Below are 25,180 nucleotides of genomic sequence, written 5' to 3'. Positions count from 1 at the left end.
AGCCGCTCATTCTACCTGGAATCGCGTTTGACGCCAAACCACTGATGATACCAGCGGGGGATTATTTGCTCTCTTAACCCCTTAATCTGCCAGCGACCCTGCCGTATCGCGATGTGAATCTGGCCTGATTGCGCAGTGTCATACCAGCGATAGCCCTGCTCGCGGTAACGCTGGACCACGGCGACGGCGGGCATACGCCAGGCGTTATAGCGCGCCAGCGAGGCCAGCGCCGCCTGTCCGGCAACACTCCGTAACAGTAAAGGGCCGGAGGAGCTCCGGCTGCCATGATGGGGCACCTGGATAACCGTAGATTGTAAGCCGCCCTTTTCCAGGGCGACCAGCTTGCGCTCCGCCTCCAGTTCGATGTCCCCGGTCAGTAACAGGCTGAACTGACCATCGTCCACGCGCACCACGCAGGAGTCGTTATTTTGCCCGGCGGTCTGCGCGCGCGGCGGCCATAGCGCGTGAAAGTGCAAACGCCCCCACTGCCACTGCTGGCCGCGATAGCACGGCAGATGCCCGGGCTCGCCGAGCGCGCTGCGAACCCGCAGACCAGGCTGCGCCTGTTGTAGCGCGGCTAATCCACCACGGTGATCGAGATGCTTGTGGCTCAGGATCACCCCTTGCAGTTGGCGCCCGGTGTAGTGCAGCCAGGGTAACAAAACCCGCACGCCTGCATTGTCCTCTGCCCAACCGGGTCCGCTGTCATACAGCATCACCTCATTTCCCTGGCTGATCGCCACCGCCAGACCATGTCCGACATCGATCATGTCAATCTGCCAGTCGTCCTGCTGGGCATTGCTGCGCCAGAACCACAGCGAGAGCAACAGCGCGCAGCAGGGCATCAGCGCCTTCGCGAGCAAGCCGCTGCGCCACAGCGCCAGCCCGGCCCAGAGCAGCAGCACCGCCGGCAGCGGATCGCTCCAGCGCCACCAGCCGGCGGGCAGCCACGTCAGCCCCTGCATCACCAGGCTGACCGACAGATCGGCCAGCTGCCATAGCGGAACGGCGATTGCAGGCAGCGGCAACAGCATCGCCAGCAGAATCAACGGCACGGTAATCAGCGACACCACCGGCACCGCCAGCAGGTTGGCTACTAGCGCGCTCAGGCTGAGCCCGTGGAACAGAAAGATCTGCAGCGGCGCCATCAGAATCATCATGCCCAATTGCAGATGCAGCAGTCGCAGCATGAGCCAGCGACGCGGCTGGCGAAAACGTGGCGGCAGAGGAAACCACTGAAACCACAGTATCAGCATCGCCACGGCCAGCGCCGACAGCCAGAAGCTCTCTGACAGCACCGTCAGCGGATCAAGCCATAACAAACTCCCCACGCAGAGCGTCCACACCTGCCAGTTGCTCAGCTGCCAGCCAGCTATACGCGTCGCCAGCCACAGCGTTAACGCCAGCATCGCGCGCTGTGCCGGAGGATGACTGCCGGAGATCCAGCAATAGGCTGCCGCTGTTAACCCGCTGATCAGCAGCGGCATCAGATAGCCGATTTGCCTGGCAGGTAACACTAACTGGATGACGCGCGCCAGTAGCCAGCCTACGCTGGCCGCCAGCGCGATATGCATGCCGGAGATGGCCATCAGGTGCGCGGTACCGGTTTCGCGCAGTAAGGCTCGCTGGGCCGGGGTCATCGCGTCACGCACGCCAAAGGCCAGTGCCTGTATTATTGCGGGCTGCGTTAACCCGGTGAAACGAGCCAGGTGATGATCGATAAAACGCGTCCGCCAGCTGCAGCGCAGAGACTCAGCCTGCTGGCTGACAATACGCCCCTGCAGCGCGCTGTGGTTAGCAATGGCAAAACGCTGCAGATCAAATTCGCCCTCGTTGAGCCGGGCGTGCACCGCGCGTAGCCGCAGCTGCATCTGCCAGCGCTGTCCCGCACACCAGGCGACCTCATCGCTGACATTACGCAGCGTGACAAACAACGGTGGAAGGACGTAGCGGTCACCTGCCCGGATTACCTGCGCCGTGAGCTGGTTCTTCGCGGGATTCACTGCAGTTATCTGAAGCGTGGCCGCCACCGGTGCCATGGTCAGTTGCTCGAGGGTATCGACCGTCTGACGCGCCTCGATCAGTGCCCAGCTCAACAGCAGCAAGCCCAGTCCGGCGTAGCGCAAAAGCATTACTGACGTACACGCCAGCAACAGTGCGCTTATTAACAGCAGCACAATAGTGCTGTAAGCGGGGATGTGCGGCAGCATACCCAGCGGCAGCGCCGCGAGGAGCATCATTCTGGCTACCACTGTTATTGTCACGCGCACGCCCTCTTCTGTCATTGCCGCGCATTGTGCGCGCTGGCAGAGGCAAAAGCATGCGGCTAAATGTCGATTTCAGAGAGGCATTACGCGCAGTTTATGGTGGTTGCAGGAAATGAACAGCAATATGGAAGCAGGATCGCAAGCCTGAACGCGAGGCAAAAAAAAACGACACCTGCAGGTGTCGTTTTTATCGTTCGGTAACGGCTTAGCCGTAGATATTTGCACGGTCACGCAATTCTTTACCTGGCTTGAAGTGGGGAACGTATTTACCTTCCAGTTCCACTTTGTCACCCGTTTTCGGGTTACGACCAGTGCGCGGTGCGCGGTAGTGCAAAGAAAAGCTGCCGAATCCCCGGATTTCAATGCGCTCGCCCTGGGCCAGCGTAGTGGCCATGTGCTCGAGCATCTCTTTGACCGCATCCTCAACGACTTTCGCCGGGATATGAGTATGCTGGCCAGCAAGTCTTTCAATCAGTTCTGACTTGGTCATGTAACCTCCGGTTAATCCCTGTTTGGAAAGGTATGACAGCTTTTACCGAAACCGGACGATTTTCACCGTCCGGTGCTTCGGGTCGATTACTCGCCTTTAGCCGCTTTGAACGCTTCAGCCATTGCGTTAGAGAAGTTGCCATCTTCCTGTTTGGTGTTAACAGTGTTGATAGCTTCTTTCTCGTCAGCCTGGTCTTTAGCACGAACAGACAGGCTCACAACGCGGTTCTTACGGTCAACGCCGGTGAATTTCGCTTCAACGTCGTCACCTACGCTCAGAACCTGAGTGGCGTCTTCGATGCGGTCCAGAGAAGCTTCAGAAGCGCGCAGGTAACCTTCTACGCCGTCAGCTAATTCTACTGTAGCACCTTTAGCGTCAACTGCAGTGACTTTACCCGTCACGATTGCGCCTTTCTTGTTCAGGGTGATGTAGTTGTTGAATGGATCTTCAGCCAGCTGCTTCACGCCCAGAGAAATACGCTCACGCTCTGCGTCAACCTGCAGTACAACGGCAGCGATTTCGTCGCCTTTCTTGTACTCACGAACGGCTTCTTCGCCAGTCGCATTCCAGGAGATGTCAGACAGGTGAACCAGACCGTCGATGCCACCGTCCAGGCCGATGAAGATACCGAAGTCAGTGATTGACTTGATTTTACCTTCAACGCGATCGCCTTTGTTGTGGGTCTCTGCGAACTGCTGCCATGGGTTAGATTTGCACTGCTTCAGACCCAGGGAGATACGACGACGCTCTTCGTCGATGTCCAGAACCATAACTTCAACCACATCACCTACGTTGACAACTTTAGATGGGTGGATGTTTTTGTTGGTCCAGTCCATTTCAGACACGTGTACCAGGCCTTCAACGCCTTCTTCGATTTCAACGAAGCAGCCGTAGTCAGTCAGGTTGGTCACGCGACCGGTCAGTTTGGTACCTTCCGGATAACGCTTAGCGATAGCAACCCATGGATCTTCGCCCAGCTGTTTCAGGCCCAGAGATACACGAGTACGCTCGCGGTCGAACTTCAGCACTTTAACAGTGATTTCGTCGCCCACGTTGACGATTTCGCTTGGATGCTTAACGCGCTTCCACGCCATATCGGTGATGTGCAGCAGGCCGTCAACGCCACCCAGGTCAACGAATGCGCCGTAGTCAGTGAGGTTCTTAACGATACCTTTGACTTCCATGCCTTCCTGCAGGTTTTCCAGCAGCTGATCGCGCTCAGCGCTGTTTTCAGATTCGATAACCGCGCGGCGAGAAACCACGACGTTGTTACGCTTCTGATCAAGCTTGATTACTTTGAATTCAAGCTCTTTGCCTTCCAGGTGCAGGGTGTCGCGGACCGGACGAACGTCAACCAGTGAACCTGGCAGGAACGCACGAATACCGTTCAGCTCAACTGTGAAGCCACCTTTAACTTTGCCGTTGATAACACCGGTAACAGTTTCAGCGTCTTCGTAAGCTTTTTCCAGCGTGATCCAAGCTTCGTGACGTTTAGCTTTCTCACGGGACAGCAGGGTTTCACCGAAGCCGTCTTCTACTGCATCCAGAGCAACGTCAACTTCGTCGCCCACCTGGATTTCCAGTTCGCCGGCTGCGTTCTTGAACTGTTCTGCAGGGATAGCAGATTCAGATTTCAGACCCGCATCAACCAGCACGACGTCTTTGTCGATAGCAACAACGACGCCACGAACGATGGAACCCGGACGGGTTTCGATTTCTTTCAGGGACTCTTCAAAGAGTTGAGCAAAAGATTCAGTCATATTGATAATCTTAGGATTCTTCAATTTAACGTCCACCTGACGTCATTGTCGGATGGGGTTGTTTCACATGCCCTGCACCGCTTCCCTGGCACAGGGTTACTACAATTCGGTCGCCGAAAAGATTAAATGCCCAGCTTCTGGCGGGCATAATCTAGTGCCTTTTCAATCACTTGCTCAATGGTCATGCTGGTTGAATCCAGCACCAGAGCATCAGCGGCTGGCACTAAAGGCGCGATGGCGCGGTTACGATCGCGGTCGTCGCGTTCCTTTATCTCGGATAAAAGGCGATCAAAGTTAACACTAAAGCCCTTTTCCTGCAACTGTAGCATACGGCGACGCGCACGCTCTTCGGAGCTGGCATCGAGGAAAATTTTAACGGGCGCGTCCGGGAAAACCACGGTGCCCATATCACGTCCATCGGCGATTAAACCCGGCTCCTCGCGGAAAGCACGCTGTCGGCGCAGCAAGGCTTCACGCACGCGTGGAAATGCCGCCACGCGCGACGCCGTATTGCTCACTTCCTGGGTGCGGATTTCGCCGGTGACATCCTCACCTTCAAGCACTACCTGCATTTCACCGTCTACCGACAGAAAACGCACGTCAAGGTGCGCCGCCATGGGCACCAGCGCTTCTTCCGACTCGATATCCACCTGATGATGCAGCGCGGCCAGAGCCAGTACGCGATAAATAGCCCCTGAATCCAGCAGGTGCCACTGCAACGACTCCGCCATCGCTTTACATAAAGTCCCTTTACCCGCGCCGCTTGGGCCATCAATGGTAATTACCGGGGCGATTGCCGTCATTGTTCTCTCCTGTTGCTGCGTGCTGATGATCAGCCTTCTTGGCTGTCTGGATTGCGCGGCATTATACGCTGCCCGCGTCCGCTTGGTTACCCTTTAGCGTAGACAGCGCCAGAAATTTCGACAGTTTCAGAACAATTTCCCGCCAGTGAGGCCAGCAGAGGGTTCAGAAGCCCGGCACAGCGGTACCGGGCGGGCGGATTAGGATGCGTGGCTGATTTTTGCCAGCTGCTGGAAGTAGTCCGGGAAGGTTTTTGCCGTACAGCCGGGATCGAGAATGGTTACCGGCGTGTCGGACAGCGCAACCAGCGAGAAACACATCGCCATGCGGTGATCGTTGTACGTGCCGATATCGGCGTGCTGTAACTGCGCAGGCGGTGTGACGCGAATAAAATCGTGCCCCTCTTCCACTTCCGCACCAACTTTACGCAACTCGGTCGCCATGGCCGCCAGGCGATCGGTCTCCTTTACGCGCCAGTTATAGATGTTGCGCATCAGCGTGGTGCCCTCAGCAAACAGCGCGGTGGTAGCGATCGTCATCGCCGCATCCGGGATATGGTTCATGTCCATATCAATGGCGTTCAGCGCACCGCGCGTGCAGGCAATATAATCGTCGCCCCACTCGATCACCGCTCCCATCTTCTCCAGCACATCGGCAAAACGGATGTCGCCCTGCACACTGTTGCGGCCAATGCCGGTAACCCGCACCGTGCCGCCTCTGATTGCCGCAGCGGCAAGGAAATAGGACGCTGACGACGCATCGCCTTCCACCAGATAATCACCTGGCGACTGATACTGCTGCTGACCTTTCACCACAAAGCGCTGGTAGTGCTGATTATCCACGTCCACGCCAAAGCAACGCATCAGGTGCAGGGTGATATCAATGTAGGGTTTGGAAACCAGCTCGCCTTTAATGGTGATCGTGGTGTCCTGCTGTGCCAGCGGCGCGGTCATCAGCAGCGCCGTCAGGAACTGGCTGGAAACGCTGCCATCGACACTGACTTCGCCACCGGTAAATCCGCCGTTCAGACGCAGCGGCGGATAGTCGGTTTGTTCGAGGTAATCAATGCGCGCGCCGCCCTGCCGTAACGCATCGACCAGATGGCCGATCGGACGCTCTTTCATGCGCGGTTCGCCGGTCAGCACCACCGACTGCTCGCCGAGGCACAGTGCTGCCGCCAGCGGACGCATCGCGGTTCCGGCATTGCCCAGGAACAATTCCAGCGGCTGTTCGGCACGCAGCGGTCCACCATTGCCGACCACTTCACACACGGTGCGATCGGCTGACAGGGTATAGCTGACGCCCAGCGCCTGCAGCGCATTAAGCATGTGTTTAACATCATCGCTGTCGAGCAGGTTGGTCAGGCGCGTGGTGCCGTTCGCCAGCGCGGCCAGTAACAGGGCGCGGTTTGATACGCTTTTTGAGCCCGGTAAGTTTACCGTGCCGTCAACGCGGGCAATCGGCTGTAAAGTCAGGGAGTCCTGCATGTGAAACCAAATCTCCAGAAATACGAGACCCTGTCCAGTGACAGGGTCTGATGCCAGCCGGTCAGGCTGGCACTAAAGTAGATAATTAACCGTGACGACGTTCGAAGTCGACCATGAATTCGGTCAGCGCTTTAACGCCTTCCAGCGGCATCGCATTGTAGATCGAGGCACGCATACCGCCAACCACACGGTGCCCCTTCAGCGCATGCAGGCCCGCCTTCAGTGATTCTTCAAGAAACACCTTATCCAGCGCAGCATCGGCCAGCTGGAAAGGCACGTTCATCCGGGAACGGTTTTCACTGGCGACGTCGTTACGGTAGAAGCTGCTGCTATCAATCACGCCGTACAGCAGATCGGCTTTCGCCTGATTAACCTTGTCCATCTCCGCTACACCGCCCTTCTCTTTCAGCCATTTGAACACCAGGCCGGAGAGATACCAGGCAAACGTCGGCGGCGTGTTAAACATTGAATCGTTTTCGGCCAGCACTTTGTAGTCGAGAATGGAGGGCACCCAGCGCTGCGCTTTGCCCAGCAGGTCATCACGCACTACCACCAGCGTCAGGCCAGCGGGACCGATGTTCTTCTGCGCGCCGGCATAAATCACGCCGTAGCGGCTGATGTCGAGTGGGCGGGACAGGATGGTCGAAGAGAGATCGGCCACCACCACTTTATCGCCGAAGTCTGGCTCTTCATCGATGGCAATACCGTCGATGGTTTCATTCGGGCAGAAATGCACATAAGCAGCATCATCGCTGAGCTGCCATTCACGCATCGGTAACAGTGCGCGTTTACCCTCACGGGTGGTTTTGATATCAATGGCGTTCGGCGAGCAGAATTTTTCTGCTTCTTTAATAGCACTGTGCGCCCAGTAGCCGCCGTCGATGTAATCCGCGCGGCTGGCATCGCCCAGCAGATTGCCCGGGATTGCCGCGAACTGCGCACGCGCGCCACCATGGCAGAATAATACTTTGTAGTTGGCCGGGATTTTCAGCAGATCGCGAAAATCCTGCTCCGCCGCTTCCGCGACTTCAATAAACTCTTTGCTGCGGTGACTGATTTCCATCACCGAGGTGCCTAAGCCATGCCAGTTTGTCAGTTCTTGTTCTGCACGACGAAGCACTTCCACCGGCAGCATTGCCGGTCCGGAGCTAAAATTATAAACCTGCGCCATTTCCCCTCACCATTGTCATATCGAACGGTTATGAATACCCCATCGGTTTTATCATTGCCTCCGGATGGCTGCAATCATTTATCCGGCAGCGATCACATTTCCAGAGCCCGCTCCACCGCAGCTTATGTCACAAATGTAATAAGCCACGGAATTTTGTGAGGCAGCCCGGTGAAGTAAAATCAGACAGCTGCCAGAGCGCGAAAAAGCCGTAACAATGCGTTGAGAAATTTGGCGGAGCAATAGCGAAGCAGGCGCAAAACCCGTATTATTGCGCGCTTTACGCCCAACCATCGACTTGAGAGAGCGCCACCATGACGCAAACGTTTATTCCAGGTAAAGACGCCGCACTGGAAGACTCCATCGCACGCTTCCAGCAGAAACTGCAGGATCTGGGTTTCAACATTGAAGAAGCTTCCTGGCTGAACCCGGTGCCGCACGTCTGGTCAGTGCACATTCGCGACCGCGACTGCCCGCTCTGTTTTACTAACGGTAAAGGCGCCAGTAAAAAAGCGGCGCTGGCCTCAGCGCTGGGCGAATATTTTGAGCGCCTCTCAACCAACTACTTCTTTGCCGATTTCTGGCTGGGCGAAACCATCGCTAACGGTGACTTCGTGCACTACCCGAACGAGAAATGGTTCCCGCTGACCGACGACGACAGCCTGCCGGAAGGCATTCTGGATGCACGCCTGCGTAAGTTTTACGATCCGGAACAGAGCCTGAGCGCGTCCTACCTGGTGGATTTGCAGTCTGGTAATGCCGATCGCGGTATTTGCGGCCTGCCATTTACCCGCCAGTCCGATCAGCAAACTGTTTACATTCCGATGAACATCATCGGCAACCTGTATGTGTCTAATGGCATGTCCGCTGGCAACACCGCCAATGAAGCGCGCGTACAGGGCTTATCCGAAGTGTTTGAGCGCCATATTAAAAACCGCATTATCGCAGAATCCATCAGCCTGCCGGAAATTCCTGAAGCGGTGATGCAGCGCTATCCTGACGTGGTGGAGGCCATCAATCGTCTTGAAGCGGAAGGTTTCCCGATTTTCTCCTATGACGCTTCGCTGGGCGGCAACTATCCGGTGATCTGTGTGGTGCTGTTCAACCCGGCTAACGGCACCTGCTTTGCCTCGTTTGGTGCCCATCCGGACTTTGGTGTCGCGCTGGAACGTACCGTCACCGAGCTGCTGCAGGGCCGCGGCCTGAAAGATCTCGACGTGTTTACCCCGCCCACCTTCGATGATGAAGAAGTGGCTGAACACGCTAACCTTGAAACCCACTTCATTGACTCCAGCGGTCTGATCTCCTGGGATATGTTCAAAGACGATGCCGACTATCCCTTTGTCGACTGGAGCTTTGCCGGCACCACCCATGAAGAGTTCGATACGCTGATGGCGATCTTCCGTGCGGAAGATAAAGAAGTATATATCGCCGACTACGAACATCTGGGCGTTTACGCCTGCCGCATTATCGTACCGGGCATGTCTGATATTTACCCTGCCGAAGACCTGCTGCTGGCGAATAACAACATGGGTGCCTCACTGCGTGAAACGCTGTTGTCCCTGCCGGCAACCCAGTGGCAACCTGAGGAGTATCTGGCTCTGATCGAACAGCTGGATGAAGAAGGTCATGATGACTTCACCCGCGTGCGTGAACTGCTGGGGCTGGCGACCGGCAAAGACAACGGCTGGTTCACGCTGCGTATTGGCGAGCTGAAAGCGATGCTGGCGCTGGCCGGTGGCGATCTGGATCAGGCGCTGATCTGGACGGAATGGACCATGGAGTTCAACCAGTCGATCTTCAGCCCTGAGCGTGCCAATTACTACCGCTGCCTGCAGACTCTGCTGCTACTGGCGATGGAAGAAGATCGCGATCCGCTGCAGTATCATCGCGCGTTTGTGCGCATGTATGGCGAAGCCGCCGTCGACGCCGCTTCGGCTGCCATCAGTGGTGAGGCACCGTTCTACGGTCTGCAGGCGGTTGACCGCGATCTGCACGCGTTCCCGGCGCATCAGGCACTGCTGGCCGCGTATGAAAAATTACAGGCGGCAAAACGTCGTTACTGGTCTGCGAAATAAATCGGCGCATTTTGTCTGTGACGAATTAGCCTGAAAATTAACGGGCACTGGCAGTATCCAGTGCCCTTTTTTATGCCGCTGAAAATTCATCGGGCGCAGAAAATAATAAATAACAATTCACTATCATTGATAAACAGCATTTAACAAAATAGCCCTTAAGCCAGCCGCGCCTTCAACTTGTTTTGCATAAATTAAAAATTATTTATTTAAGAATTTTCAAGGCTTTAATTGATTTTTTGCTCGTTTTGCGGCTTTGCTTAACCCTGCCGTTTCGGCAAATATGATCCACATCAACTCCTGACCTATACTCCTTTGTTAGTATCTTTACAGACAATTTCTGGAGAGCGTTAGTGTGAAAGCTGACAACCCTTTTAATTCATTATTACCGGCGGCGATGGCAAAAGTCGCAGAAGATGCCGGAGTCTATAAAGCGACGAAACATCCCTTAACCACCTTCTTTCTGGCTATCACTGCTGGCGTCTTTATTTCCATTGCCTTTGTGTTTTATATCACCGCCACCACCGGCAGCGGCACTATGCCGTACGGCATGGCCAAATTGATCGGTGGCATCTGCTTCTCACTGGGTTTAATGCTGGTTGTGGTCTGCGGCGCTGATTTGTTTACTTCAACGGTGCTGATTGTGGTGGCTAAAGCCAGCGGACGCATTACCTGGCTGCAACTGGGTCGTCACTGGCTCAATGTCTACGTTGGCAACCTGTGCGGCGCGCTGTTTTTTGTGGCGCTGATTTGGCTGGCCGGTGAGCATATGGTCGCAAATGGTGCCTGGGGATTAAATGTCTTACAGACCGCCGACCACAAAATGCATCATACGTTTATCGAAGCGGTAAGCCTCGGTACACTGGCTAACCTGATGGTGTGTCTGGCGGTGTGGATGAGCTACTCCGGCCGTAGCCTGCTCGACAAAATGGTGGCAATGATTTTACCGGTTGCGATGTTCGTAGCCAGCGGCTTTGAGCACAGCATCGCCAATATGTTCCTGATCCCGATGGCCATTATGATTCGCGATTTTGCCAGCCCGGAATTCTGGCAGATGACCGGTGCCAGCGCGGCGCAATTTCCTGCACTGGGCATTGGCGATTTTATTGTTAATAACCTGATTCCCGTGACCATCGGCAACATCATTGGCGGCGGTCTGTTAGTCGGGTTGACCTATTGGGTTATCTATCTGCGCGACGGTGAGTCCGCGCACTGAGTCATTAAGTACGGGCGTGCTGAGCAGCGCGCCATACGTTACAGTCTCCCTAAATAAGGCAGGTATATCATGTCCGAACTGAATGAAAAAATGGCGTCAGCCTGGGAAGGATTTAGCGCCGGTGAATGGCAGAACAGCGTCAACGTCCGTGACTTCATCCAAAAAAACTACACGCCGTATGAAGGTGACGAAGCATTCCTCGCCGGCGCGACGCCAGCCACCACCAAACTGTGGGACAGCGTGCTGGAAGGCATCAAAATTGAAAACCGTACTCATGCACCGGTTGATTTCGACACTGATTTAGCGTCAACCATCACCTCACACGATGCGGGCTATATTAACAAATCGCTGGAAACCATCGTTGGTCTGCAGACTGAAGCTCCGCTGAAACGCGCCATTATCCCATTTGGCGGCATCAAAATGGTGGAAGGCTCCTGTAAAGTTTACGGCCGCGAGCTGGATCCGGCGCTGAAGAAAGTTTTCACCGATTACCGCAAAACCCACAACCAGGGCGTGTTTGACGTTTACACCCCGGATATCCTGCGCTGCCGTAAATCCGGCGTGCTGACCGGTCTGCCAGATGCGTACGGCCGCGGTCGTATTATCGGTGACTACCGTCGCGTCGCGCTGTACGGCATCGACTTCCTGATGAAAGACAAAGTGGCTCAGTTCAACTCACTGCAGAGTGACATGGAAAATGGCGTTGATCTCGAAGCCACCATTCGCCTGCGTGAAGAGATTTCTGAACAGCACCGCGCACTGGGCCAGATCAAAGAGATGGCCGCCAAATATGGCTTTGATATCTCCCTGCCAGCCACCACCGCGCAGGAAGCAGTACAGTGGACCTACTTCGGTTACCTCGCAGCAGTGAAATCACAGAACGGTGCCGCGATGTCATTTGGTCGCGTGTCCACCTTCCTCGACGTTTACATCGAGCGCGATATCAAAGCCGGTAAACTGAGCGAAGAGCAGGCGCAGGAACTGATTGACCATCTGGTGATGAAACTGCGTATGGTGCGCTTCCTGCGTACGCCGGAATACGATGAGCTGTTCTCTGGCGACCCAATCTGGGCCACTGAATCACTGGCTGGTATGGGCGTTGACGGTCGTACGCTGGTGACGAAAAGCACCTTCCGCTTCCTGAACACGCTGTACACCATGGGTCCATCACCGGAACCAAACATGACCATCCTGTGGTCTGAGAAGCTGCCGGTTAACTTCAAAAAGTATGCGGCAAAAGTCTCCATCGACACCTCATCGCTGCAGTATGAGAACGATGACCTGATGCGTCCGGACTTTGACAATGATGACTACGCCATCGCCTGCTGCGTGAGCCCGATGATTGTCGGTAAACAAATGCAGTTCTTCGGCGCACGTGCCAACCTGGCTAAAACACTGCTGTACGCAATCAACGGCGGTGTGGACGAGAAGCTGAAAATGCAGGTCGGCCCGAAAGAAGCGCCAATCACTGACGATGTGCTGGATTATGACACCGTGATGGCGCGTCTGGACCACTTCATGGACTGGCTGGCAAAACAGTACGTCACGTCACTCAACATCATCCACTACATGCATGATAAGTACAGTTATGAAGCCGCGCTGATGGCACTGCACGACCGTGACGTTTATCGTACCATGGCGTGTGGTATCGCAGGCCTGTCTGTCGCCGCGGACTCACTTTCAGCGATTAAATATGCCAAAGTGAAACCGGTCCGTGACGCCGATGGTCTGGCAGTGGACTTCGAAATTGAAGGTGAATATCCGCAGTTCGGTAACAACGACCCGCGCGTGGATGATCTGGCCTGTGACCTGGTTGAACGTTTCATGAAGAAAATTCAGAAACTGCAGACCTACCGTAATGCGGTGCCAACGCAGTCGGTACTGACCATCACCTCCAACGTGGTATACGGTAAGAAAACCGGTAACACACCGGATGGTCGTCGCTCCGGTGCGCCATTTGGACCAGGTGCCAACCCAATGCATGGCCGTGACCAGAAAGGTGCTGTCGCTTCACTGACTTCCGTGGCCAAACTGCCATTTGCCTACGCCAAAGACGGTATCTCTTATACCTTCTCTATCGTACCGAATGCGCTGGGCAAAGATGATAACGTGCGTAAAACCAACCTCGCTGGCCTGATGGATGGTTACTTCCATCACGAAGCCAGTATCGAGGGCGGCCAGCACCTGAACGTTAACGTCATGAACCGTGAAATGCTGCTGGATGCCATGGAGCACCCGGAGAAATATCCACAGCTGACCATCCGCGTTTCCGGTTATGCCGTACGTTTCAACTCGCTGACGAAAGAGCAGCAACAGGATGTGATTACCCGTACCTTTACTCAGTCGCTGTAATCCTTCTCACTGTAATCGAAAGGCTCCTGCGGGAGCCTTTTCTCCACAAGCCTGTTTTGCCAGTCTGCTTTTGCAGGCAGTCTGGCAAAACCGACTTACATCCCCAGAGCACAACACAGATTGTGCCGCCTGCTCGCCAGGCTGAACCGGAGAATACATCGCAATGTCAACCATCGGTCGTATCCACTCGTTTGAATCCTGCGGCACCGTTGACGGTCCCGGCATCCGTTTTATCACCTTCTTCCAGGGCTGCCTGATGCGCTGCCTGTACTGCCACAACCGCGATACCTGGGACACTCACGGCGGTAAGGAAATTACCGTCGATGAGCTGATGAGGGATGTGCTGTCGTATCGCCACTTTATGAATGCGTCTGGTGGCGGCGTGACAGCATCCGGCGGTGAAGCCATTCTGCAGGCTGAATTTGTGCGCGACTGGTTTCGCGCCTGCCAGGCCGAGGGCATCCATACCTGCCTCGACACCAACGGCTTTGTGCGCCGTTACGATCCGGTAATCGATGAACTGCTTGATGCAACTGACCTGGTGATGCTCGATCTCAAGCAGATCAACGATGATATTCATGAGATTCTGGTCGGCGTGTCAAACCACCGCACGCTGGATTTCGCCCGCTATCTGCGAAAGCGCGGTAAAAGGACCTGGATTCGCTATGTGGTGGTGCCGGGTTATTCGGACGATGACGATTCGGTACATCGCCTCGGTGAATTTACTAAAGACATGACTAACATTGAGAAGATCGAGCTGCTGCCTTATCACGAACTCGGCAAGCATAAATGGATTGCGATGGGTGAAGAGTACAAGCTGGAAGGCGTGAAGCCGCCAACGAAAGAGACCATGGAGCGGGTGAAAAATATTCTTGCCGGTTACGGCCATAACGTCATGTATTAAGACGGTTGGCCTGTAGCTAAAGCCTCGCCGGCAAGAAACAGAGGGGTTACCGCCGGGACATTTGCGACAGGTTGCGAATGTCCCGTTTAAGCACCGCCGTCAGGCATGCGCCACCGGTGTTGCGTGCTGATCGGCTTTACGCAGCAGCATCACCAGATAGACCAGCGCCACCACCGCAATCATCACAAACAGCAGGCGATCGGAATAGTTTTGCATCAGCATCGCGGTCATCCCCGGCCCGACCAGACTGCCAACGGTATAACTGAACAGCAGCGCCTGATTCATCGCCACCAGTTCATGATGCGCCACCGTTTCACACGCCCAGGACATCGCCACCGGATAAAGCGTAAAGCCAGCCAGCCCCAGCACAAACAGTGCCGGCGCCATTGCCGTTCCGCTCAGCATAGCAATCGCGCCCAGAATCACCACGAATACCTGCACGCGCAGCACCATCAGGCGACCAAAGCGGTCGGCAAGACGTCCTACCGGCCACTGACCGACAATCCCGGCACTGACCAGCAGCGCCATCCAGTAACCCACGGTGGCATCGCTCATGCCCTGATGCGAAAGATAAAGCGGCATCAGGCCGTAAAGCGAACCGAGCACGATACCGGAGATAATGCAGCCGTTGATACCTAACCGCGAACTGCGGCGGCGCAGCATGCTCCAGATACGCCCGGTTGAGGCTTCTTCAGTAGCCGCACCGGCGTTGACCTGCACAAACACCACGGGCAGCACGGCACAGACGATCAGCGCGCTCACCCAGGGAATGACGTGCAGCAGCTCTGTCGAGACACGGCTCACCAGCAGCTGACCGGCAACGGTGCCAAGATAATAGATGATCATATAAGCGGCCAGCAGCTGACCGCGATTGCGCACGGTACCGCTGCACAATAGTGCGCTCTCAACCACCACCCAAATCAGTGCACAGCCTACGCCCGCGGTGAAGCGCAGCAGCGTCCAGCTGTAGAAGCCGTCCAGCAGCACCATGCCCATGGTTGCCAGCGCAAACAACACGCTGGCAAGGTAAAAGCAGCGGTTAAAGCCATAGCGATTAATCAACCAGCCCGCCAGCAAGGTGCCCAGTAAGTTACCGGTGTAATAAGCAGAGCTCGCCATGCCCACCTGCCAGGTCGGCAGTTGATCGTGGGTGAGCCAAAGCGGCACCAGCGTATTAAGCACAGCAATAGACACCGTCATCAGCATTAAGCCGCAAAGCAGCAGCAGGACGGGGCGCGACCAGGTTGACATAAGGAATAAAACCAAAAGAAATGAACAGATTTGCGCGCAGTTTGCCATTGGCGATGGCAAAGTCAATGTGCAAAAAAACAGCGCCGCACATTTTGCTGCTGAACAATTTATTATTTTTATCTTCAGCGGGTTACAGGACTTGAGAAAGGTCTTATGTCTGAATCTATCTACATGAATTTATACATTTTTGATGGTTTAACGCGCAGCGATGACGATAACGTTTATTTCTGATTAATTCCGGCTAAAAAATAATGACTGACGCGCTTAAGAAATAAAAAACCCGGCCTGAGCCGGGTTAGTGCATGAATGCCTGTTAGCCGATATATTCCAGCCCGCCCATATACGGGCGCAGCACGTCCGGCACCGCAATGCGACCATCTGCCTGCTGATAGTTTTCAAGCACGGCCACCAGCGTACGCCCCACCGCCAGGCCTGAACCATTCAGCGTGTGCACCAGACGCGGTTTTTTGTCCGTTTTGCTGCGGCAGCGAGCCTGCATGCGGCGCGCCTGGAAATCCCACATATTCGAGCAGGAGGAGATTTCACGGTAGGTGTCCTGTGCCGGCAGCCAGACTTCCAGGTCATAGGTTTTGGCTGAGCCGAAGCCCATGTCACCAGTGCACAGCAGCACTTTACGGTACGGCAGGTTCAGCAGCTGCAGGACTTTCTCCGCATGGCCGACCAGCTCTTCCAGCGCGTCCATGGAGGTTTCCGGTGCGACGATCTGCACCATCTCCACTTTGTCGAACTGGTGCATACGGATCAAACCGCGCGTATCGCGGCCGTAAGAACCGGCTTCGGAACGGAAGCAAGGCGTGTGGGCAGTGAGTTTGATCGGCAGAGATTCCTCTTCAACGATCTCATCGCGCACCAGGTTTGTCAGCGGCACTTCGGCGGTCGGGATCAGCGCATAGTTACTGCTGCCTGCTTCTTCGCCCAGCGGTTTGGTATGGAACAGATCCTCACCAAATTTTGGTAACTGACCGGTACCGTACAGCGTCTCGTGGTTCACCAGATACGGCACGTAAGTTTCCAGATAACCGTGCTGCTGGCTGTGCAGATCGATCATGAACTGGCTCAGCGCGCGATGCAGACGGGCAATCTGGCCCTGCATCACGATAAAGCGCGAACCGGTCAGTTTCACCGCCGAGGCGAAATCCAGCCCTTTGACCGCTTCACCCAGTTCAACATGGTCTTTCACCGGGAAATCGAACTGGCGCGGCTGGCCCCAGCGGCTCACTTCCTGGTTTTCGCTGTCATCTTTACCCAGCGGCACTTCGTCGGCCGGCAGGTTCGGCAGCGCAAGCGCAAAGTCACGAATTTCGTTCTGCAGGGTATCCAGCTCTGCTTTCGCCGCATCCAGGCGTTCGCCCAGCGCGTTCACTTCCTGACGCAGCGGCTCGATATCTTCCCCACGTGCTTTGGCCTGACCGATGGATTTGGAGCGGGAGTTACGCTCAGCCTGCAGGTTTTCAGTTTCTACCTGCAAAACCTTACGACGCTCTTCGAGGGAGCGCAGCGTATCAACATCCAGTTTAAATCCCCGGCGTGCCAGTTTTTCTGCGACTGCGTCTGGCTCATTACGCAGCAGATTGGGATCGAGCATGCTTATCCTGTGTAATAAAAGGTTGATTGAACGAATGGAGGGATGCATTCCACCGGAATGCATTGAAATCCTTGCTCACCTTACCGTAACGCGTTTATCAGCGGTAGCGTTTTATCGGGCTATTTTGATCCTGTTCAGCAAGCCAGGCGAGTTTTTCACCGATCTTGCTTTCAAGGCCACGATTGGTGGGTTGATAGTAGCGCGTCTGCGCCATTTCCGGCGGGAAAAACACCTCGCCGGCCGCATAGGCATTGGGTTCGTCATGCGCGTAACGGTACTCTTTGCCGAGGCCCATCTCTTTCATCAGCTTCGTCGGTGCATTGCGCAGATGTTCCGGCACATCGTAATCCGGGAACTCACGTGCATCACGCATCGCCGCTTTGAAGGCGGTATAAACAGCATTGCTTTTTGGCGCGCAGGCCAGATAAACAATTGCCTGGGCAATTGCACGTTCCCCTTCCGCAGGCCCGACGCGGGTAAAACAATCCCACGCGGCAATCGCTACCTGCATCGCGCGCGGATCGGCATTACCGACATCTTCCGAAGCAATGGCCAGCAGTCGCCGCGCCACGTACAGCGGATCGCCACCGGCAGTGATGATGCGCGCGTACCAGTAAAGCGCCGCATCCGGGGCTGAACCGCGAACCGATTTGTGCAGTGCCGAGATGAGATCGTAAAAGCGGTCGCCTTTGTTATCGAAACGCGCCGCGCGTTCACCCGATACTTCATTCAGCAGCTGTGGCGTTAGCTCCCGCTGTCCCTGCGCATTGAGCTCAGCCATATCGGCCATCATTTCCAGCGTATTCAGTGCGCGTCGTGCATCACCGTTGACCAGTTCAGCGATCATGCGCCGGGTATTGTCCGGTAACAGAATATCGCTGTCGCCGTAACCGCGCGTTTTATCCTGCATCGCCTGATCCAGCACCTGTTCAATATCCGCGCTGGTCAGCGATTTAAGCAGATAAACGCGGGCGCGCGACAGCAGTGCCGAGTTCAGTTCAAAGGAGGGATTTTCCGTGGTTGCGCCAATGAAGGTGATGGTGCCGTCTTCAATGTGTGGCAAAAACGCATCCTGCTGGCTCTTGTTGAAGCGATGCACCTCATCAACGAACAGAATAGTGCGACGCCCCACCTGGCGATTCTGCCGCGCGCGCTCAATGGCCTCGCGAATCTCTTTAACGCCGGAAGTCACCGCTGAAATGCGTTCGACGTCGGCTTTGCCGTAATGCGCAATAATTTCCGCCAGCGTGGTTTTACCGGTACCCGGCGGCCCCCATAAGATCATGGAGTGCAGCTGACCCGCCTCAATAGCGCGCGGCAACGGTTTACCGGGCGCGAGCAGATGCTGCTGACCAATATATTGCTGCAGCGTCGCTGGCCGCATACGCGCAGCCAGCGGTCTGAACTCATTTGACGGTGCAAAATCCAGCGACAGGTTACTCACCCTCACCTCACTGACGTTGATCGTCCACCGTTACCCCTTTTGGCGGCGTAAAGGTGAATTTATCCGGGCTGATAGCGCCGTTTTTCTGGCTCTTCAGCTGATAGCTGCTGCGCTGTCCATCCTGCTCAATCGCGCTGAACTGATTGATGGTACCTGCGGAAGTGACATTGATGGTGAACTGTTTCAGGTTGCCATCACTGCTTTTAGGCGTCAGCTCGAAATTATCCCCCTGCTGCTTAATGTTGTACTGCTGCCAGTCAGAAGGCTGGTTACGCGCAATCAGCATAAACGGCGTGTTGCTGGTGGCATTCTGCAGCAGGCTTACGCTCGCCTGTTCCACAAAAGGATTATAGAACCACAGATTTTTACCGTCGGAGATAATCACGCTTTCGTCCGGTGCAGTCATGTGCCAGTTAAACAGGCTCGGACGTTTCACCCAAAGTTCGCCTTCGCCGTCCTGCACATTTGCGCCGCTGCCGTCAGTCACCTTCTGGCTGAAACTGGCATGGAAGCTGTTCACTTTATTAAGGCGCTGCTGCAGATCGCTGGAAGCATCCGCCAGGGCAGAAGAAGCAACAAAACCGGCCAGCAGGCCACAGGCAATAACGCGAAATTTCATCTGATACGATTCCTTATTCATGGTTTCCTGACACTTACTGCATTAACCGTAGTCGCCGCTCCGTCAGTTCGACAGGAGAAAAAGCCGAAAGCTCCCAATGATATGGGGATCGGACCACAGATAAACAACGGGCCAGTTTACACTGGCCCGGTATAACACTGCGGAGAAAAGTCTTACATTTCGTGAGGTGGCGGTGACAGCACTTCACGGTTACCGTTGTGGCCCGGCTCCGAGACAATGCCCTGCGCCTCCATCTGTTCGATAATCCGCGCCGCGCGGTTGTAGCCGATACGGAACTGGCGCTGCACGCCGGAGATCGACGCGCGGCGTTTCTCCACCACGAACGCCACCGCCTGATCAAACAGCGGATCCAGCTCTTCATCGCCGTCCAGGCCGCCACCACCGCTTTCACTCTCTTCACCGGCGGTAATGCTGTCGATGTACTGCGGCCGCCCACGCGCTTTCCAGTCCTGCACGACCGCATGCACTTCCTGGTCACGCACAAAGGCGCCGTGAACACGTACCGGCATGGAGGAGTTAGGTGGCATGTAGAGCATGTCACCCATACCCAGCAGGGATTCCGCACCGCCCTGATCGAGAATGGTGCGCGAGTCAATTTTACTGGACACGGTAAAGGCGATGCGCGTCGGAATGTTGGCTTTAATCAGGCCGGTAATTACATCCACCGACGGACGCTGGGTAGCCAGCACCAGGTGAATACCTGCCGCACGGGCTTTCTGTGCCAGGCGCGCAATCAGCTCTTCGACCTTCTTGCCCACCGCCATCATCAGGTCGGCGAACTCATCAACCAGCACCACAATGTACGGCAGTTTTTCCAGCACCGGCGGGGTGGTGTCCATGCTGTCGCCCGGTTTCCAGAACGGATCCGGAATTGGCCGGCCCATTGCGGCCGCCTGCTCGATCTTCTCGTTATAGCCGGCCAGATTACGCACGCCCAGCGCAGACATCAGCTTATAGCGGCGCTCCATCTCAACCACACTCCAGCGCAGCGCGTTGGCCGCGTCTTTCATGTCGGTGACCACTTCCGTCAGCAGATGGGGAATACCCTCATACACTGACAGCTCGAGCATTTTCGGGTCGATCATGATAAAGCGCACTTCTTCCGGCGTGGCTTTATACAGCATGCTAATGATCATGGTGTTGACGCCAACCGACTTACCGGAACCGGTGGTGCCGGCCACCAGCAGGTGCGGCATCTTCGCCAGATCGGCCACCACGGGCTGACCAGAAATATCTTTACCCAGCACCACCGACAGTGGCGAAGGGTTGTCGCGGAACTTATCGCAGTCCAGCACCTCACGCAGGTAAACGGTCTGACGATGTTTATTGGGGAGCTCCAGGCCGACATAAGGCTTGCCCGGAATCACCTCAACCACACGCACCGCAACGGCAGAGAGCGAACGTGCCAGGTCGCGCGACAGATTAGAAATACGTGCGGCCTTGACGCCCGGCGCCAGATCCAGTTCAAAGCGGGTGATTACCGGCCCTGGAGAGATGCCCACCACTTCGGCTTTTACGCGGTAATCCGCCAGACGCGCTTCAACCAGACGCGCGGTCTGTTCCAGTGCGAACATATCCACCGGTTCCTCTTCGGCCGGCGGCGACGTCAGCAGATCCAGCGTCGGCAGCGGCGTGGAAGGTTTCTCCAGCGGCTGTTCGTGACGTACCAGGAAGGGGTGGAACAGGCTGTCCTGCGCAGGGGTGACAGGCTTCGGCGTTTCAGCCGGCGCGGCGTAAACCTCGTCGTCTGGCGTTGACCACGGGCTGGTTTCCTCGCTCAGCGATGCGGGTACCGCCGGCTCAGCTGCCGCTGGCTGCTGCCACTGGGCCGGGGCGTCCGGCTCTGGCGTGGCGGCAATGGTAAACAGCGGTTCGCTCGGCGTGTCATCAACCAGATCTTTCATCGGAGAGAAATCAAACGCGGCTGAGGTATCCAGATTAAATACCGGCGCGCGCTCCTGCTCAGGCTGGCTGTAACGCTGTTGCTGCTGCTGAGCAAACTGCTGCGCCAGCTGGGCCTGCTGCAGCGCCTCTTCATCTTCTTCCTCTGCCGGCTGCTGCTGCCAGCTGTCGCCGTACCGCTGCTGCTGCTGCGAATGGAACGCTTCGCGCAGCTGGGCTTCCTGCAGCGCAGCGTTATCATCATCGTGCGGCTGTGGCACTTGCCAGCTGGCGCTGATTTCCGGCTGCTGCTGGTCGGCCTCTTCACGGGCCTTCTCTTCTGCCATGCGTTGCGATGGGAGTTTGATACCGTATGAGGCCAGCTCACGCCGGGTTGGCAGCTTAACCTTGTTAGGACGCGGCAGTTCCGGGCCGATGCCCTGTTTCACCTGCGGGTTGTAATCGCGCTCCGGCACCACATCAAAGGCTGGCGTGTAAGCCGCAGAGCGGGCAGCAGCGGCGGCCGTCGCTGAACCGAGTGCAGCAGCGGCTGCCGTATTCAGCGGTGTGGCGGCCTGATCGGCACTCTGCCAGTTACCCATGCGCGGGCCATCATCTTCTTCAGCGAGCGAGAATGCGTCGGCGGCCGGTGAAGCAGGCACTTCGAAGCGGTATAACGGGGGAGCCGCTGGCGCAGGTTCTGCTGGCGGAATAGCTGGCGCCGCAGGCGCACTGGCAACGGATGCCGATGCCGGAGCAGCCGCAGCCAGCTGTGACGGCGCAGGTTGTGGAGCCACGTTTACCGCCGGTGCGGATGGCTCAGGTGCAGCGACGGACGGCGCCTGACGTGCGGCGTCACTGGTGGCGGCCAGCGCAGCCGCGGTAGCCGCACTGGCTTTCGCCAGCAGGGGATCGTCGCTGGCGACTTCAGCCACAGGTTCCGCTACCTGTCGGGGCTTAGCCAGCAGTACGTCATCTTCGTCGTCCTGAGCCGGCGCAGCGCGCAGTGGCGGAACCGCGTCGTCGGGGGGCGCCTCGTCGTAGTCGTCTTCTTCCTGCCAGGGTTCATCATGGCGCGAGCGGTTGCTGGCAAAGGTCAGCACGCCCATCACCACGCTGCCGATCTTCTCGGCAATCGCCAGCCAGGACCAGCCGGTATAAAGCGTGATACCCGCCGCCCAGACGCACAGCAGCGTCAGCGTGCCACCGGCACCGCTGAACCACGGCGCCATCGCATTGCTCACCAGGCTGCCAATTACGCCGCCAGAGGCAAAATACCAGATATCGTCCACGTTCAGCGCAGCCAGTCCGCAGGTGGTCACCACCAGCGCCAGCACGCCAATCAGCCGCAGGCCCACCGCAAAATAGTCGATGTAATCCTGGCGATCGCGCTGACGGAAGGTAATCCAGCACAGACCAATAATCACTGGCGGAATGGCGTAGGCCATCACACCAAAAATAAACAGCAGGGTATCGGCCAGCCATGCGCCCACGCTGCCGCCCAGATTGTGGATCGGCTCGTGCCAGGCGGTTTGTGACCAGCTGGGATCGGAGGGATTAAAGCTAACCAGCGACACCATCAGATAGATGGCAAACAAGGCCACCAGGATGAGCAACGCTTCCAGCAGCCGACGTCCGCTGCTCAGTGGTTGTAATGAAACGTCTTTATCTTCTGTATATTCCTGGCTCAAGAGAACTCTCCAGGTGCCTGTAAATTAAGAAGGCAACAGCGTCAGGCTTGCCTGACGCTGGTCCTGTATGAATTCACAGGAGTGTACCGAAATCCTGCAAGCTTTGCACCTGCCCTGCGTTACCGGGTCTTAATCACCAGACGATTGCTCTGTTTGACCTCTTCCATCACCACGTAGGTACGGGTGTCGTTGACGCCCGGCAGGCGCAGCAAGGTCTCACCCAGCAGTTTACGGTAGGCGGACATATCCGGCACGCGGGTTTTCAACAGGTAGTCAAAGTCACCGGAAACGAGGTGACATTCTTGAGTTTCCTCAAGTTTTTGTACGGCGGCGTTAAATTGTTCAAACACATCCGGCGCGCCGCGATTCAGAGTAATCTCAACGAATACCAGCAGTGAAGCATCGAGATAGTGCGGGTTCAGCTGCGCGGTGTAGCCCAGAATGAAACCCTGACGTTCCAGGCGACGTACGCGTTCAAGACAAGGTGTTGGCGAGAGGCCGACACGTTTTGAAAGCTCAACGTTGGAAATACGACCGTCTTTCTGCAGTTCATTCAGAATATTTCTGTCGATCCGATCCAGATCTTTTCCGGGGCGTTTCTTGTTGTCTACCATTATTATTGTCTCTCTTAATTCCTTCCCTTTACCTGCCAAACCCTGAAAACGTTCAATGTTCAGGGCCTTACTGAAGTGAAGTCTTTAAGCCTGTGCAGTAACGCGACCATCCGTATGACGCATGCTGTCTGTCCACATCATGCGTCATTACCAATGTCAGGCTGAGTTTATTTGGCGAAATTGCGCAAAACAGAGCTGAAATTCTGTTTCGAACCGCTAAATTTTCTCTGCTTCTGACAATGTTTTCGCAAAAGCGCAGGCGATTGTCAAAGTAAAACATCCAAATTCAGTACAAGATGCCAGACAGCGTACTGGGTTGCTGTTTTTAAATGAGAATTTTTATACAGCTGCACCACAAATTGCCGAGCAATGCCCCCTTTTGGCGCAGCGCGCGTGCAGAATTGCCATTCATCGTCTACGCCGCTTGCAGTGATTGTTAACAAAATTGCTGAAACCTTTTTTTGCGACAGTAATTTCCCTACAATCGAAAACTATGTTGTCAGACACACACTGAGGAACGCATGAGTACGGCCAAACACAGTAAGCTGCTCATTCTGGGCTCCGGCCCTGCCGGTTACACCGCAGCGGTTTATGCCGCCCGCGCTAACCTGAACCCGGTTTTGATTACCGGACTGGAAAAAGGCGGCCAGCTCACCACCACGACTGAAGTCGAAAACTGGCCGGGCGACCCGCACGATCTGACCGGCCCTGCGCTGATGGAACGCATGCAGGAGCATGCTGAGAAGTTCAACACCGAAATCATCTTTGATCATATTCACACGGTTGATTTGCAGAACCGTCCGTTCCGCCTGACCGGCGACAGCGGCGAATACACGGCGGATGCGCTGATCATCGCGACCGGTGCCTCAGCGCGCTACCTTGGCCTGCCGTCAGAAGAGGCATTCAAAGGCAAAGGGGTTTCGGCGTGCGCCACCTGTGATGGTTTCTTCTATCGCAACCAAAAAGTCGCGGTTATCGGCGGCGGTAACACGGCCGTTGAAGAGGCGCTCTATCTGGCGAACATCGCTTCCGAAGTGCACCTGATTCACCGTCGTGACAGCTTCCGCGCTGAGAAAATCCTGATTGACCGCCTGATGGAGAAAGTGCGTAACGGCAACATCGTGCTGCACACTGACCGCGCGCTGGACGAGGTGGTAGGCGATCAGATGGGTGTCACCGGGTTGAAACTCTCGTCAACCAAAGGTGAAGCCCCGGTCTCGCTGGAAGTGGCGGGCCTGTTTGTCGCCATCGGTCATAGCCCGAATACGGCGATTTTCGATGGCCAGCTGGATCTGGAAAACGGCTATATCAAAGTGCAGTCCGGCCTGCAGGGCAATGCGACGCAGACCAGCGTGCCGGGCGTGTTCGCTGCCGGTGATGTGATGGACCACATTTATCGTCAGGCCATTACCTCTGCCGGTACCGGCTGTATGGCCGCGCTGGATGCGGAACGTTATCTGGATGGTCTGGTTAAAAACGATAAGTAAGTTGTTAATTATCTGATCATAATTGCACTGAGGCGGCCACTTTTGG

At 55.9% G+C, this 25,180-nt stretch carries 17 protein-coding genes; 5 read left to right on the top strand and 12 right to left on the bottom strand.

Features of this window, described 5'->3' with window-relative positions; all coding sequences use genetic code 11:
• Nucleotides 1–11: 11 nt before the first annotated feature.
• From CBW22_RS08170 to serC, 6 genes are all read right to left on the bottom strand, one after another.
• Complete coding sequence (locus tag CBW22_RS08170; RefSeq protein ID WP_254919482.1) at nt 12–2,240, bottom strand: DNA internalization-related competence protein ComEC/Rec2; 2,229 nt, start codon at nt 2,238–2,240, stop codon at nt 12–14.
• 232 nt (nt 2,241–2,472) lie between these two features.
• Nucleotides 2,473–2,757: an integration host factor subunit beta gene (gene ihfB / locus CBW22_RS08165; RefSeq protein ID WP_010618275.1), complete on the bottom strand. Its 285-nt coding sequence runs from the start codon at nt 2,755–2,757 to the stop codon at nt 2,473–2,475.
• An 86-nt stretch (nt 2,758–2,843) separates the two neighbouring features.
• On the bottom strand, nt 2,844–4,517 hold the full coding sequence (gene rpsA / locus CBW22_RS08160) for a 30S ribosomal protein S1 (protein WP_021508345.1): 1,674 nt from the start codon (nt 4,515–4,517) through the stop codon (nt 2,844–2,846).
• Between the two features lie 122 nt (nt 4,518–4,639).
• Nucleotides 4,640–5,320, bottom strand: a complete 681-nt coding sequence (gene cmk, locus CBW22_RS08155) for a (d)CMP kinase (protein WP_088516421.1) — start codon at nt 5,318–5,320, stop codon at nt 4,640–4,642.
• Between the two features lie 198 nt (nt 5,321–5,518).
• The gene (gene aroA / locus CBW22_RS08150) at nt 5,519–6,805 is read right to left on the bottom strand and encodes a 3-phosphoshikimate 1-carboxyvinyltransferase (protein WP_088516420.1); all 1,287 of its coding nucleotides are present in this window, start codon (nt 6,803–6,805) and stop codon (nt 5,519–5,521) included.
• An 85-nt stretch (nt 6,806–6,890) separates the two neighbouring features.
• The gene (gene serC, locus CBW22_RS08145) at nt 6,891–7,976 is read right to left on the bottom strand and encodes a 3-phosphoserine/phosphohydroxythreonine transaminase (protein ID WP_021508348.1); all 1,086 of its coding nucleotides are present in this window, start codon (nt 7,974–7,976) and stop codon (nt 6,891–6,893) included.
• 311 nt (nt 7,977–8,287) lie between these two features.
• Here serC and ycaO point away from each other — a divergent pair, with 311 nt between their 5' ends.
• The 4 genes from ycaO to pflA all read left to right on the top strand — a co-directional run bounded on the left by ycaO (nt 8,288) and on the right by pflA (nt 14,520).
• Nucleotides 8,288–10,051: a 30S ribosomal protein S12 methylthiotransferase accessory factor YcaO gene (gene ycaO / locus CBW22_RS08140; protein ID WP_088516419.1), complete on the top strand. Its 1,764-nt coding sequence runs from the start codon at nt 8,288–8,290 to the stop codon at nt 10,049–10,051.
• Between the two features lie 352 nt (nt 10,052–10,403).
• The gene (gene focA, locus CBW22_RS08135; protein WP_021508350.1) at nt 10,404–11,264 is read left to right on the top strand and encodes a formate transporter FocA; all 861 of its coding nucleotides are present in this window, start codon (nt 10,404–10,406) and stop codon (nt 11,262–11,264) included.
• 69 nt (nt 11,265–11,333) lie between these two features.
• Nucleotides 11,334–13,616 (top strand): formate C-acetyltransferase, encoded by a 2,283-nt coding sequence (gene pflB, locus CBW22_RS08130; RefSeq protein WP_058769544.1) that lies wholly within the window; start codon nt 11,334–11,336, stop codon nt 13,614–13,616.
• Between the two features lie 163 nt (nt 13,617–13,779).
• Nucleotides 13,780–14,520, top strand: a complete 741-nt coding sequence (gene pflA / locus CBW22_RS08125) for a pyruvate formate lyase 1-activating protein (RefSeq protein WP_088516418.1) — start codon at nt 13,780–13,782, stop codon at nt 14,518–14,520.
• Nucleotides 14,521–14,619: 99 nt separating this feature from the next.
• Here the strand turns inward: pflA and CBW22_RS08120 are convergent, their stop codons facing one another.
• From CBW22_RS08120 to lrp, 6 genes are all read right to left on the bottom strand, one after another.
• Nucleotides 14,620–15,771 (bottom strand): MFS transporter, encoded by a 1,152-nt coding sequence (locus CBW22_RS08120; protein WP_058769542.1) that lies wholly within the window; start codon nt 15,769–15,771, stop codon nt 14,620–14,622.
• Between the two features lie 313 nt (nt 15,772–16,084).
• Nucleotides 16,085–17,377, bottom strand: a complete 1,293-nt coding sequence (gene serS, locus CBW22_RS08115; protein ID WP_021508354.1) for a serine--tRNA ligase — start codon at nt 17,375–17,377, stop codon at nt 16,085–16,087.
• 97 nt (nt 17,378–17,474) lie between these two features.
• On the bottom strand, nt 17,475–18,821 hold the full coding sequence (locus CBW22_RS08110) for a replication-associated recombination protein A (protein WP_088516417.1): 1,347 nt from the start codon (nt 18,819–18,821) through the stop codon (nt 17,475–17,477).
• Between the two features lie 7 nt (nt 18,822–18,828).
• Nucleotides 18,829–19,440: an outer membrane lipoprotein chaperone LolA gene (lolA, locus tag CBW22_RS08105; RefSeq protein ID WP_010618286.1), complete on the bottom strand. Its 612-nt coding sequence runs from the start codon at nt 19,438–19,440 to the stop codon at nt 18,829–18,831.
• Nucleotides 19,441–19,613: 173 nt separating this feature from the next.
• The gene (locus CBW22_RS08100) at nt 19,614–23,033 is read right to left on the bottom strand and encodes a DNA translocase FtsK 4TM domain-containing protein (protein ID WP_088516416.1); all 3,420 of its coding nucleotides are present in this window, start codon (nt 23,031–23,033) and stop codon (nt 19,614–19,616) included.
• A 119-nt stretch (nt 23,034–23,152) separates the two neighbouring features.
• Nucleotides 23,153–23,647, bottom strand: coding sequence for a leucine-responsive transcriptional regulator Lrp (gene lrp / locus CBW22_RS08095; protein ID WP_006118610.1), 495 nt, complete (start codon nt 23,645–23,647; stop codon nt 23,153–23,155).
• Between the two features lie 521 nt (nt 23,648–24,168).
• Here lrp and trxB point away from each other — a divergent pair.
• Nucleotides 24,169–25,134 (top strand): thioredoxin-disulfide reductase, encoded by a 966-nt coding sequence (gene trxB, locus CBW22_RS08090; RefSeq protein ID WP_021508358.1) that lies wholly within the window; start codon nt 24,169–24,171, stop codon nt 25,132–25,134.
• The last annotated feature ends 46 nt before the right edge of the window (nt 25,135–25,180 follow it).

The sequence above is a fragment of the Pantoea sp. VS1 genome (genome assembly GCF_002207995.1).
Classification (GTDB): Bacteria; Pseudomonadota; Gammaproteobacteria; order Enterobacterales; family Enterobacteriaceae; genus Pantoea; species Pantoea dispersa.
Note: the sequence above shows the minus strand (reverse complement) of the source record. Positions and strands in the feature narration are given on the sequence as shown.